The following is a 15,553-nucleotide window of genomic DNA, read 5'->3' as shown; positions in this document are numbered from 1 at the left end:
GTCCGACGCGGGAGGGGCCGCACCCGGAGGCGATATCACCGGTAGGGATCCAGGTGGTCGGTGGGTCCGATCAGAGCGGGTTCGGCGTAACGCATGGAAGACAGGTGGACACCCGTGGCCCGTTCGGCAAGGGCGAGAGCTCGGGAGACGCGATCCTCAGGGCATCCAACCCGATCACCGTCGACGTTCATGCCGAGGTCCTCGACATCGGTCCGGAGCCGGTCAGGATCAGCTCCTTCCCGAAGGGAATAGGAGTACAGGCTGAACGTGGTCACCAACCGACCATCAAGGCAGTGGGCGAAGTCTTCGTTCTTCGTGGTCGCGGAGACCGCGGCTGTCGACGTGCCCACAGACAGCGGGCCCGCCATGTCGTAAATGATCCCCGCCCAGCCGCATTCGATCAGGACGGTGCCGCCTTCGGCCGCGCACGCCGCGATGCCGAATCCCGACTCACCCAGTGGACCAGGGGTGACGCCGATCCGCCGCAGGGCTTCTTGCGGGGACAGATTCCGTACGAAGGTCGCGAAGAGCCACGTCTCATGGGCGTCATCGGTGAACTCGCGATAGAGCCACTCGTAGGTTTCCGCCGTCGCGCCGCTCATCCACATGCCTCCCGTCGGGGCGTACTGCGGGCTCATGGCAGAGAGCACCGACAACTTCGCTTATGGTTCAAGCGCTGTCAGCCCCTGGAGCCTCCACCCGACCCGGAGCGCTTCATGCGGCACCCCACACAGGAGAAATCCGTTATCGCGCCTCGCGTAGCTTGAGGATGTATGTCGCGGTAAGCGCAACGGCACGGTCTTCGTCATGTGTCAGACCTGCGAGGGTACGTGACACCTCGATCCCCGGGATATCCGCGAGCGCCTGGGTCAGCCGTAGACGTGCGGACGATTCAATGGTGCCGCAGGCGAGTCGGTCGACGAGCCGGGTGCCGATCTGCTCCGCCAACGCCGGATCGCTCGCCAGCACGCTCAGTGCATCGGCCGCATCGGTGTCGTTCGCCCCCTCGACGATCATGTCGATGAGCGTCGGGACCGCGTCGGCCACTCCACGTGCCCCGAGCGCCAGGGCCGCACACCTGCGGACCACGATGTCGGAGTTCGCGAGGGCCTCCTGCAGCAGTGCGGTCGCCGTACCGTCAGGAATCTCGGCGATGGACTGGACGGCACGTTTCCGCACCTCGGCCGCTGGTGAGCCGAGCCCCTCCGCCAGCAGTGCCAATCCGGCATCGCCCGATTGCGCCAGAGCCCATCGAAGGGCTCCGGCGACGTTGGGGTCCGCCTCGCTCAACGCCGCCTCGACCAGAGCCTCCACCGGCACCGGAACCTCTTCGACCGAGGACAAGGCCGCGCGCTGGCGCTTCGCAGCGCTCTCCGACCCCAAGGCATGAAGGAGTGACACGATCCTGAGGACGTCCTCCCAGTCGGCGGGCTCCGCGGCACCGATCCGACGGAGTCGCGTGAGCAGCTCCATCTCACCCACGATGCGTTCTCGCGTCTGGCGGATGAGGTCGGCAACGAGCTCCGAAGGCCTGAATCCGGGGTCGTCCAGCGCGCGCCCCACTTCACGCAGCGACAGCCCCAATGACCGCAGGCTCTCGATGTGGAAGATTCGCCGGATGTCCTCGCTTGAGTACTCCCGATAGCCGGCCTCGGTACGACCCGTTGGCCGCACCAGGCCGAGCGAGTCGTAATGCCTGAGCATGCGGGCGCTGACCCCGGACCGTCTTGCCACATCACCGATCAACACTGCCCATCACTCCTCCTTGCCGGTGGTGCCGAGGGCCATGATGCGCTTCGCCTCCTCGATCGCGAACTCGAATCCCGCATCCGGGTCGCGCAACAGCCGTTCCGTGGCGATCGCGTGCTGACGCACGCGAGGGTCGGGATCCGTCATCGCGGCGCGGAGGGTCGGCATGATCACCTCACCGAGCGCGATCAGCGCCCTGCTGAGGCTCAACTGCGTCTCACGCTTGCCGCGCCCGAGCTGTGTCGCCAACACCCCGGCCAACCCGGCTTCTTCACCTTCGGGCACGAGTACGACCGCTGCTCGCCAGGCGCTCCGCGCCACCTCGTCGTCGGCGTCGGTCAGTAGCGCCCGTGTGATCGCCGGCCACGCTTGCCGATCCCCGATCTTGGACAGCGTGTGCAGAGCCTGGCTTCGTGCCTGCGCACGCTCGGAGCGGAGCTCATCGATGAGCCGTGGGACCGACATCGACGACGGGTGGCGGGTGAGTGCCCACGTAAGCATGTCGCGCACGTAAAAATCGGGCTCGATCGCGCATCGTTCGATCAGCTTTTCGATGAACCGCGAATCCGGGGTCGTGCCGACCGCCAGCGCTGTCTGCAGCCGCACCGACGAGCTGCTGTTCTCCAGTCCCCGGAGAGCTCGCATCGTGTTCGTGTCCTCTGTCGGCATGGTAATCGGGACCACCTCCTTGGCACAGTCAAGGCCTTGTCACTGTGTCAAGGTCAAGCAGGCCACGACGCGAGATGCCCGGGCGCCCTCTCCGGTGCTTGTCATGTGCAGCGCCGGGCAACCGTCGTCCATGTCCTGGGACAGAAACGTCAGCCATCTCCTGGGACCAGATAGACCGCAGGCAGTACCGACAGATCACATAGCGCGGGTAGAAATGCGCTCATGGATCCGGCGAAGCTGCAACAGGCTCTGGATGAGGTCTTCGACCAAGCCCTGCTCCACCACGGCTTCGTGGACTACATGCGCGACTACCAACTCGTGATCCACGCGGCCTCCGACCCCCGAACCGGAATCGCACCGGCGACGCTGCGCTACCTGTTCCGCTACTGCGTGCGGGCCGACTGCACCACAATCATGCCGGCCGGCATCTGGCGAGAGTCTCTTGATGACCGGCTCATCACCTACGAAACCGGCATCGACCTCGCCGGATTCGTCTGGGGAGTCAAATGGCAGCTGCTCTACCCCGGGGCCACGCTCATCGCCGACTCACCAACCGCCCGGGACTGGGCTGCAGCAATCGGCATCGACTTCCACGAAGTACGGATCCAAACCAACGTTCACGACCTGACCCTGGTCTTCTCCGACCTGCAGATCGAAGAACTCCCGTCGTGAAAGGCCGCTCCTGCCCAGAGTGTCCTTCCGCGGGCGATGAGATCGTCCTTTCCAGCTCGTAGGGGCGGCTTGGTACTGGTCAGGTCGTGTCGGGGCCGCCTGCAGCCCACGATCGCGGTCACACGCCGCTCGCCCCAGGGCCGACGCCGGCCATGCAGTCGTAGCCGGCGGCCGCCACGGACCAGTCGAGCGGCGACCGCGAACAGGCGCAGCCGCAGGCGTTTGGGTTCCTAGCGGCGAGCGGGATCGCCGTGCAGGGCGAGCATCTGCACCCACGCCGGTAACTCGCAGGCAAGCGTGATGCCTGGTTCTGCGAGCGGGGTGTCGATGACGAAGCAGGTGAAGCGGTGCCCGTCGATGTCGGTGAAGCGCGACTGCGCGCCCGGGTCTGGCCGCTCCTCGCACACGATGACCCGCATCCCCTTGGGCCAGGAGGAAAGGTCGAGCAGGCCGGTCAGCTCGACGACCCAGGTGAGCGTGTCGCCATCACGCCACGCGAGAGTCCAGCGTGAACGCGACCTCCTGAGCACCACCACCCCAGCAAGCGAGACAAAACGCTTTGATGGCGGCAAGTCCGGTTTGCGAAGATCCAGCCATGGACCTGCAGATCACCACGTTAGCGGAGCGTCCCGAACTCGAGCAGCAGATGTGGAGCATGCCCGACAGCTGGCCGACCTTCATGAAGCAGGACCCGGCAGCCAACCTGTTCTATCCCGTCGTGGGCACCCAGTACGCAGAGTTCGTGCTGGTAGCCGTGGACCGCGGTCCTGGCGCCGTCGTGGCGCGCGCCTTCTCTGTGCCCTTCGTCCTCGGAGGCGACGAGCTGCCCGACGACGGCTGGGACGGCGTGCTCTGGCGCGCCGCCGCGGCACGACGACGCGGTAGCTCCCCCGACACAGTCTCGGCACTGGAGATCACGATCAGGTCCGACCTGCAGGGTAAGGGCCTGTCCGCTGTCATGCTGGACGCCTTGCGCGCCCAAGCCGCCCGGCTCGGCTTCAGCGAACTACTCGCCCCCGTGCGTCCCAACAGAAAGCACCTCCAGCCCCGCACCCCGATGACCGACTACGCCGCGCTTCGCCGGAAGGACGGCCTGCCGGTCGATCCCTGGCTGCGCGTGCACGCACGCGCAGGTGGGGTGATCGACAAGATCGCCCCGCGATCCATGGTGGTGGCAGGCACACTGGCGGAGTGGCGAGGCTGGACCGGCCTCCCGTTCGACAAGACGGGCGACGTAGAGGTCCCTGGGGCGCTGGTGCCCGTCCATTGCGACGCCGTCCACGGCCATGCGGTGTACGTCGAACCCAACGTCTGGGTGCGGCACTCGCTCCACTAGCCCCGCAGAGACCCGTGCGCGCGGCCCCGCCGAGCCGATCCGCCGCGTCCGCGACGCCGAGCCCACCGACCCCGAGAGCGAACGCCGGCCCCGCGTTAAGTCGTACGACGACGCGACCGCAGCCTACTGCTCACACCTGTAAGACCCCTTTTCCGCCATATTCGGCAGGCACCACCAGAAGGGGCGACTGTCTCGGTGCTCCTTCACATGATCGTAAATCGCACGCAGCCACGGCTGACGAACTTCTGGCAGCCGTGCCAGCGTGCTGAGGAACACTTCCCAGTCAGGCCGGAACGGACCGAACGGTAGCAGCGGTGGGGGATCATCGCGGTAGACGTCGTCGGGTAGTCCGCCCGAAGCGGGAAGGAGTCGCCGATTGTCGTTGAAGGCCAGATACATCCATACATCGGCCGCCAGCGGCACCGCTGCCCCCGCACCGTACGGCCATGCCTCCCCGGTCTGCGGATGCCGCGGGACCAAGGCGATGTCCGCGACCGTGGCGGACAGGCTCGGCCCGGCCAGGGCCAGACTCTTTACCGGCGGCTCCGACGGGAGCAGAGCATCAAGCGTCGGACGGAACGCGTCGGCGACAGAGCCATCAGGGACGACGACCCGCGCGCCGTCCGACACCGCCAGCAGGTGGGCTAACGCCTCCGCGACCGCCGCCTCCCACACGGGGCTCCACGCGCCGATCGGCTCAACCGGCGGCGTTCCCGGCTGCTCCTCTCGCAGCGCCTCCCAGCTGAGCACTCGACACGCCGGTTCATCGGCGCTGATAAGGCGCACCGCGCGCGGGTCCAGCCACACCACCTGCCAATACGAGCAGTCGTCGATGCGGGTGGCCACAGCGCATCCGCACTGCGCGCACGCCAGGTTCGGGCCGTCCCTGCCGTCCAGACCTAGACAGTAGCCATCGCATCGCTCTGGAATCAGGACGGTTCCGTGGACGTCGCCCGGCGCGACCGCGACCGCTCCCGGCGGGCCGTACGACAGGGCATGCACCGGCGCGTACACGCCGCAGGCCTCGGCTTCCTCCACGCCGACTTCCTCCCACGGCCGCCACGGCGGCCCGGAAGGATCCGGATCCACCGCGTACGTCCCAGGCTCCAGGAGCGCGGGAAGTAGCTCATGGCCGTACTTCTGATGGGCGTGGACGGGGAGCGCGACCTGCGAAACCGCCGAGGTAATCACGGCACCACAGCCCGCACATGCGAACACAGGCATTTACCCCTCTTGCGACACAGTGCTCGGGTGATCCTGGCCAGATTCAATCTTGGAGGGAATCAGGCCACCACGCACAGACAACAGCAAGGGGACACAGATCACTGAATCATTTACCCCTGTCAGTGCAACCTGTGGTCGCCGACAACGGAGAAGCACATTGAGTACCCTCCTAGACAGCCGCATGGAGTCCGGGCTATCGCCTTCGCGGCCAGCACGGGCGCGTCTCTCCGCAAGCTGACGGACCGCATGGGCCACTCCAGCACACGGGCCGCGATCACCTACCAGCACGCCACCGACGAGCGGCGGCACCATGTGGCCAAGCAGTTCGACGGCCTCGCGCGGGGACAGCTCAAGAACGGATCGGGCACGCAACGGACACGGAAGCGCGAGAAAGACGAACAGTGATCACGACCCAGGTCGGGGAAATACCTTCTGGCCTGGGCTTTTGAGTGGGTGAAGCCCACGGGATTCGAACCCCTGACTTCCTGCTTGCAAAGACGCATGCCGATCATGCTCCATCAGGGCACACACAGCTCAGCGCACTGATCACATTGAGCCATTTTCATCCTGATCTTGCTGGTCAGGACGAGTGTGGGAGGCAGAGGGACTCGGAAGTTGAGGGAGAAGTGAGGCTCCCGGTAAGACAGCAGTCGACCAAGATCCGATGCCCCAACCAGGAGCCTCGTTGCTGTCTTACCCTGCCGCGATCCCCCTGTCGAACCACACCCTGATCCGCCTGGCCGACCTCATCCGCGCTCACCGCGCCGAACGCCGCAGCCGATGGCGCCGTCTGATGCCCGGGCGGCAGGCGTTACTGGTGCTGGCCCATCTGCGCAACGGAGACACCTACGCCCGCCTGGCCAGCGGTTTCTCCATCAGCATTACGACCGCTTGGCGCTATGTCCGCGAGTCGACCGATCTGCTCGCCGCCCTCGCCGACGACGTCCAGGCCGCTGCGGTACGGGCCGCACGGCTGGCCTACGCCATCCTCGACGGCACGTTGATCCCGATCGACCGCCTCGCCGACCAGAAGCCGTACTACTCGGGTAAGCACAAACGCCACGGCGTGAACGTCCAAGTGGTCGCCGACCCCGCAGGGCGGCCGGTGTGGGCCTCACCCGTCTTGCCCGGAGCGGTGCACGACCTGACCGCCGCCCGGACGGTCGGCCTCATCGACGCGTTGACCAGCAACAACGTGATGACCTTCGCCGACAAGGGCTACCAAGGCGCAGGCGGAACCATCCGCACTCCGTTCAAACGCCATCGGCACCGCCCACGGCTGTCCCGCCACCAGAAGGCCGCCAACCGCGCCCATGCCCGCATCCGCGCCCGCGGCGAACGCGCCATCGCGACCCTGAAAGCGTGGAAGCTACTGTCGAAGCTCCGCTACTGCCCCCACCGCGCCACCGCGATCCTGCAGGCCATCCTCGTCCTGCAAGCGGTCGAAGATGACCGCTACTCACGATGAAAAAGGCTCATTAGCCGTGACTCCCTGCTGTTCCCCCTTGTTTCCCACCCCATCGGGCACGCAACGGGCACGGCTGGCAGGCGCATCACAAGGACATCCAGCAGTAGAGATGCTGATCATGTTCTCTCGCTCGACGTGCCAGACCGACAAGATCCTTGGTGAGCGACAGCATGTACCCGTCCTCATCAGCGGTGAAGTGGGAGAACTCCTCGATGGCTGCCCACTGCTCCGCCAGCATCGGCAGGCGGGCGTCGTCCACACCGGCGAGCATGTCACGAGCCTCCGCCGACAGTTCCATAATGCTGGGCCCTTCCAGGTACGGGGAGTCTTCGGGTAGGGCATCCCACTCCTCGTCGCTTCGTGGCGCACTCTCCGGGGGTGGATACAGCCCCACCATCTCGACCAGCCCCAGGGAATAGTCGACTTGGCTGGCGAACGCGACGAGTTGACCCAGGACCACTTCGGGGTCGATCCATTTGGTCACCACTACATCGAACTCCGGAATTCCACGCGAGGCATCGGCGATCTCGCGGGAATGCTCAGGTTGGACGGTCGCCGCAGCACGGTCCGCGGCGCGGTAGTACTCATAGAAGACTCCCACGTAAACACTCCTGTCCGGGGTCCATGGCGACATGGCCCGCCCCGCCTTGTGGCAGGTAGGCACGCGAGGGCATGCGACTGACATTACGAGTAGGCACGACTCGCTTGAGGCAAACGCACCTTCTGTAGCCCGTGGCGGGCATCGACTGAGCCCTCGGTCTACTGGACTGAGCCCTCGGTCTACTGGTGGGAGGAAGTTATTCCGAGCGTGCACTATTCCTCGGTCTGGAGGGTCGCTTGTGCAACGTCCGTGAGCAGTGCGGCAGCCCAGAGCAATACTTTGGAGTCACCGAGACCTGATTCGGTAAGCCATTGAGCGGCCCGGCGCGCGTCCTGCTCGTCCTGGATTAGCCCCCAGGACCCCGGCTGGACGCCGGTGGCTCTGTAGACATCGGCGACGAGGCCTCCGAGGCAAGTCCAGGTGTGCCAGCACCCGCTGTCGAAGCCGACCAGTTCGAACCCCAACCGCCGGCCGCTGCGGTAGGGAAACCTCTCGCGCCGGGCCAGCCGTTCCGGGAGGCTCCCGGCCGATGTGTCCCAGCCTCCATCGGCGATATCGGCCAGCAGCCCGGGAACGTCGGCAGTGGCGAATCCGACCCCGAGCACGTGCAAGCCCGGCTTGCCAGCGTGCTCGCACGCAATTTCGGCCTCCTGAGGGTCGGCGAACCAGTCGTCCCAGCCACTGGGATCTACCGACACCAGGTCCACCACGCAGTCGCTGAGCGACACCAGACCAGCACCTGGAAGGCCCACGTCCTGCCAATCGTGCCGATCCGCGCGTGTAGCGACCCGATAGCCAGCGAGGACGTAGTCGGGTTCCACCGCGCTATCTCCTTCCGCGGTCAGTGTCGTAATTTTCCAGGCAGTCGGCCTCGGCCTACGTTGCGCGACTCGTGGTGCAGGAGTGGTGCAGGAGCTGTTCGATGAGCCTTCCTCCTACAGGAATCGGTCTCACCGCCTCTGAAGCCGTGATCATTGCACGTATATTGCACAGTTGCCGGCGTCCCGAAAATCCACTTTCATGATCTCCGACACACGGGAAACACCCTGGCGGCCAGCACGGGCGCATCTCTCCGAGTGCTGATGAACCGCATGGGCCACTCCAGCACGCGGGCCGCGATCACCTACCAGCACGCCACCGACGAACGACGGCACCAGGTGGCCAAGCAGCCCGACAGCCTCGCACGCGGACAGCTCAGCACGCAACGGGCACGGAAACCCAAGAAATCTGAATAGCGATCATGGCCCGGGTCGGGGAAATGCCTTCTGGCCTGGGCCTTCGAGTGGGTGGAGCCTAGGGGATTCGAACCCCTGACTTCCTGCTTGCAAATCGGCCTGATCACCAGGGCCAACGGCCGCGACCTGGGCGAGAAGCCGTCCGCGGATGACCGTGACTGACCCCTGTTGACCCCCCTTAATGGCCCGCTAATGGCCCAACGGTCGGTCTCAGCGATCTCCAACGCACCACGCTGTTGGTCGCCCATCCAGCAGCAGAGCAAACGATCGCGGTCTGTCGCGGAGCCAGCCCGACAAGGTTCTCGAGCCACGGCGTCGATCGGGCTGAAGTGCGAGGGCTTATCGATCTCTGCCCAGCACTCCACCAGATCTTCATGGTGTCATACCCGACCGCCCTCCGGTGTCGCGCAACGCGTCAACTGACCTTCAGTTGCTCATCGCCGAAATCGGCGACAAGTTTGAGCGTGCCGCCGAGCGCGGCAACGTAACGGTCTAGGACCTCGCGAGTGGACACATCGCCGTTCTCGATCTGTGACACGCGGGCCACAGATATGCCCATGCGCTCGGCGACTTGAGTCTGGGTAAGCCCACGGCGCTTGCGCATCTCCGCGAGCCGCCACCCCTGCGCCTCCTGGCGCAGGTGATGAACCTCGTCTTCGAATGCCTCTACGCCGCCGGCGGTTTCAATCGCGCGCTCCAAGTGACCGCTCTCGCGCCACTTGCGATAGCTGCTCACTGGTTCATCTCCTTGTACCGCTCTGTCAGGTAGATCTCATACAGGTGTTCGGCTCGTGGAATCGCCTGCCGATACCAGCGTTCCCAGTTACCCGCCTTGTCTCCCGCGACAAGCAAGATCGCTGCTCGCCAGGGGTCGAAGACGAACAAGATACGGATCTCGCTGCGACCAGTCGAACCGGGCCGCAACTCCTTCATATTAGGAATCTTGGATCCGGTTACGGTGTCCACCAGTGGCCTGCCCTCGGCGGGACCGTTACGTTCCAGAACCAAGATCGCCTGATTGACCAGCTTGTGCGAGTCACGATCGGTCTCGTAGAGCGAGTCAAGGAACTCTCCCACCTCATCGGTGAAGAAGATCTCCCACTCGTCCACTGCAACCCCCTCGTTGCCGACCGTTCGAATTCAAGGATATCCTAAACTTCGACGAGGTCATCGAGAGGCCGATTCGCCACAACCATCATGAGCGGGTGCCCAGCAGGGGGGGAGGGCCGGGACAAGTAATACTGTGCACCGTCTCATCTGCATCCCATCTACCAAGAGATCAGATAAGCAACGGGCACGGAAGCCTCTTGTGCGGCCCTGTTGCCGTGCTCCGCTACCGCCGACAGAGCAAAGCGAGCGACTGATTGGAGCTAAGACTGGCGGCGCGCGAAAAGAAGCGCCCCTGGAACGTCCTCGTCGGGGTCGAGCAGCATTTGGGCCTCGACCGCGAAGCCGGCATCGCGCAGCCAGTTCGCCAGGTGGCCAGGCTGACGGCGGTGAACATGCACCTTCATCGGGTAGCCACCGTAACCCTGTGTCTTCAGCCGCGACTCGTCGCCAACGTGAAAACCGAGCAGCAGCGGTCCGCCGGGACGCAGCACCCGTCGGAAGTGTCCGAAAACCGTGCACACCGCATCGTCGGGGACGTGAATCAACGACCAAAAGGCGAGCAGGCCGACAACCGCGGCATCGGCAAGGTCCAGGTCCGTCATCGAGCCCACTTCGAACCGCAGGCCGGGGTGATCATGCCGAGCCAGATCGATCATCGCAGGTGAAAGGTCGATACCGAAAGCGTCAACACCCAGCTCATGCAAGTAGGCGGTGACATGTCCTGGTCCGCAGCCCACGTCCGCCACCGGCCCACCGCCGGCCGTGTGGACCAGATCGGCGAACAACGCCAGAGCCGCTCGTAGGTACGGTTCCCCTGCCAGAGCGTCGCGCACTTGGCTGGCGTAGCTCACCGCAACTGTGTCGTAGGAGACCCGAGTGTCTGCCAACCAGCCGCCTGCGTTCATATTGCGGCACGGTAGCCGAGTGATCAGGATCTCGTGCACAGGCCGCGTCCGTTTTACATGATCACGATGGAGGCTGAGCGGCGCGACAGCGGTTGCTGTATTTCGCTGCTGTACACGATCGACAAGGCCCGTCCTGATAACGAGAGGTGGCCTTTGACGTGGGGTGGAGCCTAGGGGATTCGAACCCCTGACTTCCTGCTTGCAAATCGGCATGATCACCAGTGATAACGGCCACGACCTGGGCGAAAGGCCGCCCGCGAGTGACCGTGGGTGACCCCTGTTGACCGCCCTTAATGGCACGCTAATGGCACGACGATCACACCCACGACCCGCGGCGGCGTGCCATGCGCGGCCCGTCTCCTGGACCGCCCCCATCCTCCTCGTAGCTGCCGACCCCCAGGACGGGACCGCCGTGTCAAGGGTCAACGAAGTTGATCGCGCAGCGACGCCGCAGGCGCCCTTGACTCGGCGGGCACGGCCGGGACACTCGACCAGCGAGGAGGACGAAGGGCCATCGGAGTAGAAGTGGAAAGCCGCTTCTTGGCCAGACGGTTCTCTGACGTGTGGGTGATGCATGTGACCTTCTTCAGGGCTGGGGTGACGTTCCGCGAATGTTCCGGATCTTGCACTCGGTTCATCTGGTCAGAGAGGTCTCGTCCGACCGTCACTCGGTACTCGGTGGGTCGGGGCTGAGACATCGAAGTCCCGGACCGTCAATCGCCCCCAACCTCGTGCGATGGCCGTCACCGCATGGCGATCGTCATGCTGTACCTGTGCGGCGGCGGGTGCATCTTGATACAGCGGGCGCTGCGTATGGTGGGCGGCCCGTGTTCCCGCCGCTATTTGGGACCGGCTCACGCCGCAGGTCATGCCGGTGCCTGCTCGGCCGCCATGGGCCTCCATAGGGCTTGTCGTCGATAAGACGAATCGACGATGATCAGTTGGTTCCTAATGCAGATGCTGACCATGCTTGGTGCGTCTAGGATCACCGTTATGTTCGACGATGAGCGTCTGGCATGGCGTGACCGCCTTGGCTCGCCCAAGCCGTTGCCCGAGATCCTGGTGTTGCCCGGCGCCGAAAATGCCGACGAAGCAGGCATTGAAGGTGCCGACGATCTGCGACAAGAACACCCCGCCGCGGGGATGTGCGACGGGGTGTTCATCGGCGAGGTGTTGTCGTTCGTCGGCATGGTGCCGGTCGGTCAGTCGACCACCTCGCTCACCGCGGAGCGGGCCGCGGCCTCGTCGACGAGGTTCTTGCCCGAGGCGAACGCGGCCACCAGGGCTTGCAGCGACAGGTTGTTGATCGCGCGGGGATAGCCGCGCGCGGTGGTGTGGATCAGGGTCAGCGCGTCCTCGGTGAACAGCTGGTCGGGGCGTCCGACCAGGTTCAGGTGGTGCTTGACGTAGCTGGTGGTCTCCGCCGAGGTCATCCCCGGCATGGTGTAACGCAGGGCAGTACGTTGTTCGAGCGCGGCCAGGACCGCGAGCTTCATGGTCCGGCGCAGGGTGGGCTGGCCAACCAGCAGGCAGGCCAGCGGCGAGTCCTGATCCATGCCCTGGTTGGTGAGCATGCGGACGGTCTCCAACTGCTCGTAGGTGAGCAGGTGGGCCTCGTCCAGGACCAGGACGGGCGTGCGTCCGCGTTCCTCGCGTTCGGCCATCAGCACCTTGCCGACCTGGACAGCCAGGCGGGAGCCGAGGTGAGCGGGGCGCTGGCCGAAGGTGTTGACGATCTCCTCGTGGATGCCCCGGACGCCGATCATTGGGTTCGGCAAGTAAATGACGGTGTGCTTGGAGGGGTCCAGGCTGGCCAGGGCGGTGCGGACGGAGACGGTTTTGCCGGCGCCGACCTCGCCGGTGACCACGCCGATGGAGCGTTCGCTGATGCACCAGGAGATGCGCGCGACGGCCTCGTTGTGCGAGGAGTGGCGGTGTAGCATGCCGGGCGCCAGGTCGCGGCCGAAGGGCATGCGGGAAAAGCCGTAGTGGGCCTGCAGTTTCTCAATCACGCGAGAGCTCCTGAAGAGGGCTGGGACGGACGGTCATGGGCCGGCCGGGCCGGTGGGGGGCTCGACGGCGTCGGGGTCGGGGTCGGGGGCGAAGGCTGCATAGTTGACCTTGTTGGCCAGCTCGGCGCTGTGCGCCGCGTCGATCAGCCCGAGGTAGTCGATGCCGGTCGTGGGCCGGGGTTCTTCGGCGGGGACCTCGGGGCGGGCCTTGGGGTGGCTGTTGCGGCTGATCTGGAACGGCAGCGCGGTGCCCGCATCCTGGCTGTCGCAGCGCACCCGCAGAAACGTGAGGTCGAACGGGTCGAAGACCAGCTCGACGCGGCGGCCGGACAGGCTGGGATCGACCTGGTAGCGGTTGCCGTGCAGGGAGACCAGCGCGGTCTTGGACACGGTGCGCCATTCCGACCAGCGGAAGGCTTCGGCCAGGTCGGCCGGGGCCGGGACGGCATAAGGAGCGCCGGTCATCCACCGCGCGAGTGGAGCCATCGCGGTCTCGGTATGGGTGCGGCGGTGATAGACGCCCTCGACCCAGGCGGTGAACAGCCGGTTCATCTCCGCCAAGGTGGCGACCTTGCGGCCGACCTCGCCATCTCCGCTGGCGATCTCGACGACGAACTCGCCGTTCACGGTGCGGAAGAAGCGCTCGATCTTGCCCCGGCCTTGCGGCCGGCCCGGGGTGGAGTGCACCAGCTTGATGCCGAGCTTGGCGCAGGCCCGCATCAGCCAGGAGTCCACGAACGCCGAGCCGTTGTCGACATAGACGTACTCGGGGACGCCGCGCGCGGCCAAAGCGGGGCGCAGCGCGGCGGCCAGGCGGACGGTGTCCTCGGCGAACCCCCACCGGTGCCCGACGATCGCCCGGGAATGGTCGTCGATGAAGGCGAATAGGTAGGTCTTGCGGCCGTTGATGCGCGGTCCGTGCAGGGCGTCGCCGGTCCAGATCTCGTTGGGGCGCTCGGCCTCGAACCGGCCGAAGACGGCGGGCTCGACGGGGGCGCGCAGCGCGGTCAGGCCGGTGCGCACGAACATCCGCTGCAAGGTGCGTTCATCGGGCGCCCAGCCGTGCTGGACCACCAGGATGCGGCGGATCTGCGCCGCGGTGCGCGTGGGGTTCTCCTTCTTCAACGCGGTGGCCAGCTCGAACACTTCCGGCGGGGTGCGCGGCTGGGACTGGCGCGGCGAGGGCACCAGGGCGTCGAAACCTCCCTTGCGCCAGTCGGAGATCCACCGATCCAGTGTCCAGCGGGTGATCCAGATGGTGCGCCCGTCGGGGTCGGTATGCGGGACGCCGGCGATCGCGCGCACCAGAGCACCGCGCTGGCGCGAGGTCAGCGACGGATCGGCCGCCTCCCGAATCAGCATGTAGCGGAACAGGCCGATCTGGCGGGCCCGCTCCAGGCGTGTGGCCTGGTCATCGTCCTTCTTCGTCAACGCTGCCTTCCTGGGGGTGTCAAGTGACAAGACCCGCGCAGGCTCGCAGACACCCACCACCCGGCATCAGGGGCGGCTCGTGTTGATCGACGATCACGGCCACGAGGGAGCCAGCAGGCGTCCCCGGCTCACCGCACACGCCAGCCGCCACGGCGACACCTCGCCGACATCCGGCCAGCGCGAGGCCGCCGCCACCGCCGCGCCGACCACCGCCGCGACCGCGTCCGCGAACGGAGTGGCAGCCGGAGCAGGCGGCACCGGATCGACACCGGTATCAACCAGCAGCACTGTGAAGGCGACCCGCACGTCCTCGGCCCGGCCGGCGAACCGTCGCAGCCAGCCACGGACCGTCTCCACCGGCCGGCCCAGCCCAACCGCGATCGCCCGAGCTCCGGCTCCGGCCGCCTTCGCTGCCAGGGCAGCCCCGATCACCTCCGCCAGATCCGCCCGCCTGACCAGCGCGAACACCGGGAGAAGGACATGCGAGACGCCACAGCCCACGCACCGCGCCCGCCGGGGACGCACCACCACCGGCACAGATCCGCCCCGCAGCACCCTCACCCGGGCCCATCCCCACGGGCCCAGCGCATCACCGCAATCCGGGCAGGCCAGCTCTCCGCTGGACAACTGGCTCTCGACCTTCGCCGCGTTCGCCCCTACCGTGAGCACAGCGCCTCCATGCGCTACACGGCCCTTCCGGGAGCACTCGGCCAAGAGATACCGGGAGGGCCTTCGCATGCCCTTCGTCGGCAAGGTGCCGCCGCCGATGAACGCACAGGTCCCAGGGACATGCCTCCGATTTTGTGGGCAGACAGGATGCCCCAAAATCGCCGCTTTCGTAGGCATCTTCAGTGACGTTCAACAATCCTGGTCCGCTCGCTAGACGAGGTGGAACGTTGCTTTAACGGTCGCGCATACCGCATGGCACTGGTCGCGGTCGGACACGCTCTGGAGGCCGTGGGTAAGAATAAAGGCTTCACCAGCGGCACTCTAGAAAAGAAGATGGAGCGATTGCGTGACGCTGGGATCATCGATAATCGGCTATTCGATTGGGCCACCCACCTCCGCAACGTTCGTAACGAAGGTGCACATGATCACGACTTCGATCCGGACCTGGATGAAGCCGAAGATGCCCGCGCCC

At 65.9% G+C, this 15,553-nt stretch carries 19 protein-coding genes and 1 pseudogene; 6 read left to right on the top strand and 14 right to left on the bottom strand.

The genetic code is table 11. From position 1 onward, the window contains the following. Positions 1-35 precede the first annotated feature (35 nt). The 3 genes from AP234_RS17825 to AP234_RS17815 form a co-directional block, all read right to left on the bottom strand. Complete coding sequence (locus AP234_RS17825) at positions 36-602, bottom strand: DUF6461 domain-containing protein (protein WP_152990474.1); 567 nt, start codon at positions 600-602, stop codon at positions 36-38. Positions 603-744: 142 nt separating this feature from the next. After that, positions 745-1,749, bottom strand: a complete 1,005-nt coding sequence (locus tag AP234_RS17820) for a MerR family transcriptional regulator (RefSeq protein ID WP_055480812.1) — start codon at positions 1,747-1,749, stop codon at positions 745-747. A gap of 6 nt (positions 1,750-1,755) precedes the next feature. Then, complete coding sequence (locus AP234_RS17815; RefSeq protein ID WP_235558224.1) at positions 1,756-2,394, bottom strand: HEAT repeat domain-containing protein; 639 nt, start codon at positions 2,392-2,394, stop codon at positions 1,756-1,758. Between the two features lie 246 nt (positions 2,395-2,640). Here AP234_RS17815 and AP234_RS17810 point away from each other — a divergent pair, with 246 nt between their 5' ends. After that, on the top strand, positions 2,641-3,090 hold the full coding sequence (locus AP234_RS17810; protein ID WP_055480811.1) for a hypothetical protein: 450 nt from the start codon (positions 2,641-2,643) through the stop codon (positions 3,088-3,090). Positions 3,091-3,245: 155 nt separating this feature from the next. Here the strand turns inward: AP234_RS17810 and AP234_RS39565 are convergent. Further along, positions 3,246-3,596: pseudogene (locus AP234_RS39565) on the bottom strand (IS1380 family transposase); the annotation flags it as partial. Between the two features lie 89 nt (positions 3,597-3,685). Here AP234_RS39565 and AP234_RS17800 point away from each other — a divergent pair. Further along, on the top strand, positions 3,686-4,426 hold the full coding sequence (locus AP234_RS17800) for an N-acetyltransferase (protein ID WP_200926576.1): 741 nt from the start codon (positions 3,686-3,688) through the stop codon (positions 4,424-4,426). 123 nt (positions 4,427-4,549) lie between these two features. Here the strand turns inward: AP234_RS17800 and AP234_RS17795 are convergent, their stop codons facing one another. Further along, complete coding sequence (locus AP234_RS17795) at positions 4,550-5,464, bottom strand: hypothetical protein (protein ID WP_235558223.1); 915 nt, start codon at positions 5,462-5,464, stop codon at positions 4,550-4,552. Between the two features lie 432 nt (positions 5,465-5,896). On the opposite strand from AP234_RS17795, the gene AP234_RS38045 reads away from it, so the two are divergent. Both AP234_RS38045 and AP234_RS17790 read left to right on the top strand, forming a co-directional pair. Further along, the gene (locus tag AP234_RS38045) at positions 5,897-6,055 is read left to right on the top strand and encodes a hypothetical protein (protein ID WP_200926575.1); all 159 of its coding nucleotides are present in this window, start codon (positions 5,897-5,899) and stop codon (positions 6,053-6,055) included. Positions 6,056-6,335: 280 nt separating this feature from the next. Further along, on the top strand, positions 6,336-7,118 hold the full coding sequence (locus AP234_RS17790) for an IS5/IS1182 family transposase (protein ID WP_055480807.1): 783 nt from the start codon (positions 6,336-6,338) through the stop codon (positions 7,116-7,118). An 85-nt stretch (positions 7,119-7,203) separates the two neighbouring features. On the opposite strand, the gene AP234_RS17785 is transcribed toward AP234_RS17790, so the two are convergent. Together AP234_RS17785 and AP234_RS17780 are read right to left on the bottom strand one after the other, a co-directional pair. Then, positions 7,204-7,719 carry a hypothetical protein gene (locus AP234_RS17785; protein ID WP_055480806.1) on the bottom strand — a complete coding sequence of 172 codons (516 nt, stop codon included), beginning with the start codon at positions 7,717-7,719 and terminating at the stop codon, positions 7,204-7,206. 212 nt (positions 7,720-7,931) lie between these two features. Further along, positions 7,932-8,540: a hypothetical protein gene (locus AP234_RS17780; RefSeq protein WP_055480805.1), complete on the bottom strand. Its 609-nt coding sequence runs from the start codon at positions 8,538-8,540 to the stop codon at positions 7,932-7,934. Positions 8,541-8,693: 153 nt separating this feature from the next. On the opposite strand from AP234_RS17780, the gene AP234_RS39220 reads away from it, so the two are divergent. After that, a complete protein-coding gene (locus AP234_RS39220) occupies positions 8,694-8,954 on the top strand; it encodes a tyrosine-type recombinase/integrase (protein ID WP_083502203.1) in 261 nt (86 codons plus the stop codon). A 415-nt stretch (positions 8,955-9,369) separates the two neighbouring features. Here AP234_RS39220 and AP234_RS17775 read toward each other — a convergent pair whose 3' ends face one another. From AP234_RS17775 to AP234_RS17750, 7 genes are all read right to left on the bottom strand, one after another. Then, the gene (locus AP234_RS17775) at positions 9,370-9,690 is read right to left on the bottom strand and encodes a helix-turn-helix domain-containing protein (RefSeq protein ID WP_055480804.1); all 321 of its coding nucleotides are present in this window, start codon (positions 9,688-9,690) and stop codon (positions 9,370-9,372) included. Continuing rightward, positions 9,687-10,064 carry a type II toxin-antitoxin system RelE/ParE family toxin gene (locus AP234_RS17770; RefSeq protein ID WP_055480803.1) on the bottom strand — a complete coding sequence of 126 codons (378 nt, stop codon included), beginning with the start codon at positions 10,062-10,064 and terminating at the stop codon, positions 9,687-9,689. Before AP234_RS17770 ends, AP234_RS17775 begins: the two co-directional genes overlap by 4 nt. 260 nt (positions 10,065-10,324) lie before the next feature. Continuing rightward, positions 10,325-10,969, bottom strand: coding sequence for a class I SAM-dependent methyltransferase (locus AP234_RS17765; RefSeq protein WP_055480802.1), 645 nt, complete (start codon positions 10,967-10,969; stop codon positions 10,325-10,327). Positions 10,970-11,917: 948 nt separating this feature from the next. After that, a complete protein-coding gene (locus AP234_RS37295) occupies positions 11,918-12,094 on the bottom strand; it encodes a hypothetical protein (protein ID WP_160330460.1) in 177 nt (58 codons plus the stop codon). Positions 12,095-12,171: 77 nt separating this feature from the next. Then, positions 12,172-12,981 (bottom strand): AAA family ATPase, encoded by an 810-nt coding sequence (locus AP234_RS17760; RefSeq protein ID WP_152990473.1) that lies wholly within the window; start codon positions 12,979-12,981, stop codon positions 12,172-12,174. A gap of 33 nt (positions 12,982-13,014) precedes the next feature. Next, entirely contained in the window at positions 13,015-14,412 is a 1,398-nt protein-coding gene (locus AP234_RS17755; protein WP_055480801.1) for a DDE-type integrase/transposase/recombinase, read from the bottom strand. A gap of 93 nt (positions 14,413-14,505) precedes the next feature. Next, the gene (locus tag AP234_RS17750) at positions 14,506-15,081 is read right to left on the bottom strand and encodes a hypothetical protein (RefSeq protein WP_055480800.1); all 576 of its coding nucleotides are present in this window, start codon (positions 15,079-15,081) and stop codon (positions 14,506-14,508) included. Positions 15,082-15,333: 252 nt separating this feature from the next. Between AP234_RS17750 and AP234_RS35075 the strand changes: the two genes are divergently transcribed. Further along, positions 15,334-15,553: DUF4145 domain-containing protein (locus tag AP234_RS35075; protein WP_152990472.1), on the top strand; the 220-nt coding region annotated here is incomplete at its 3' end.

The organism is Sphaerimonospora mesophila (assembly GCF_001417795.1).
Taxonomy (GTDB): Bacteria; Actinomycetota; Actinomycetes; order Streptosporangiales; family Streptosporangiaceae; genus Sphaerimonospora; species Sphaerimonospora mesophila.
Note: the sequence above shows the minus strand (reverse complement) of the source record. Positions and strands in the feature narration are given on the sequence as shown.

Excerpts from the sequence above, each read along its gene's own strand:
- AP234_RS17825 (WP_152990474.1), bottom strand. The coding sequence starts at position 602 with ATGAGCGGCGCGACGGCGGAAACCTACGAGTGGCTCTATCGCGAGTTC.
- AP234_RS17815 (WP_235558224.1), bottom strand. The coding sequence starts at position 2,394 with ATGCGAGCTCTCCGGGGACTGGAGAACAGCAGCTCGTCGGTGCGGCTG.
- AP234_RS17810 (WP_055480811.1), top strand. The coding sequence starts at position 2,641 with ATGGATCCGGCGAAGCTGCAACAGGCTCTGGATGAGGTCTTCGACCAA.
- AP234_RS17800 (WP_200926576.1), top strand. The coding sequence starts at position 3,686 with ATGGACCTGCAGATCACCACGTTAGCGGAGCGTCCCGAACTCGAGCAG.
- AP234_RS38045 (WP_200926575.1), top strand. The coding sequence starts at position 5,897 with ATGGGCCACTCCAGCACACGGGCCGCGATCACCTACCAGCACGCCACC.
- AP234_RS17765 (WP_055480802.1), bottom strand. The coding sequence starts at position 10,969 with ATGAACGCAGGCGGCTGGTTGGCAGACACTCGGGTCTCCTACGACACA.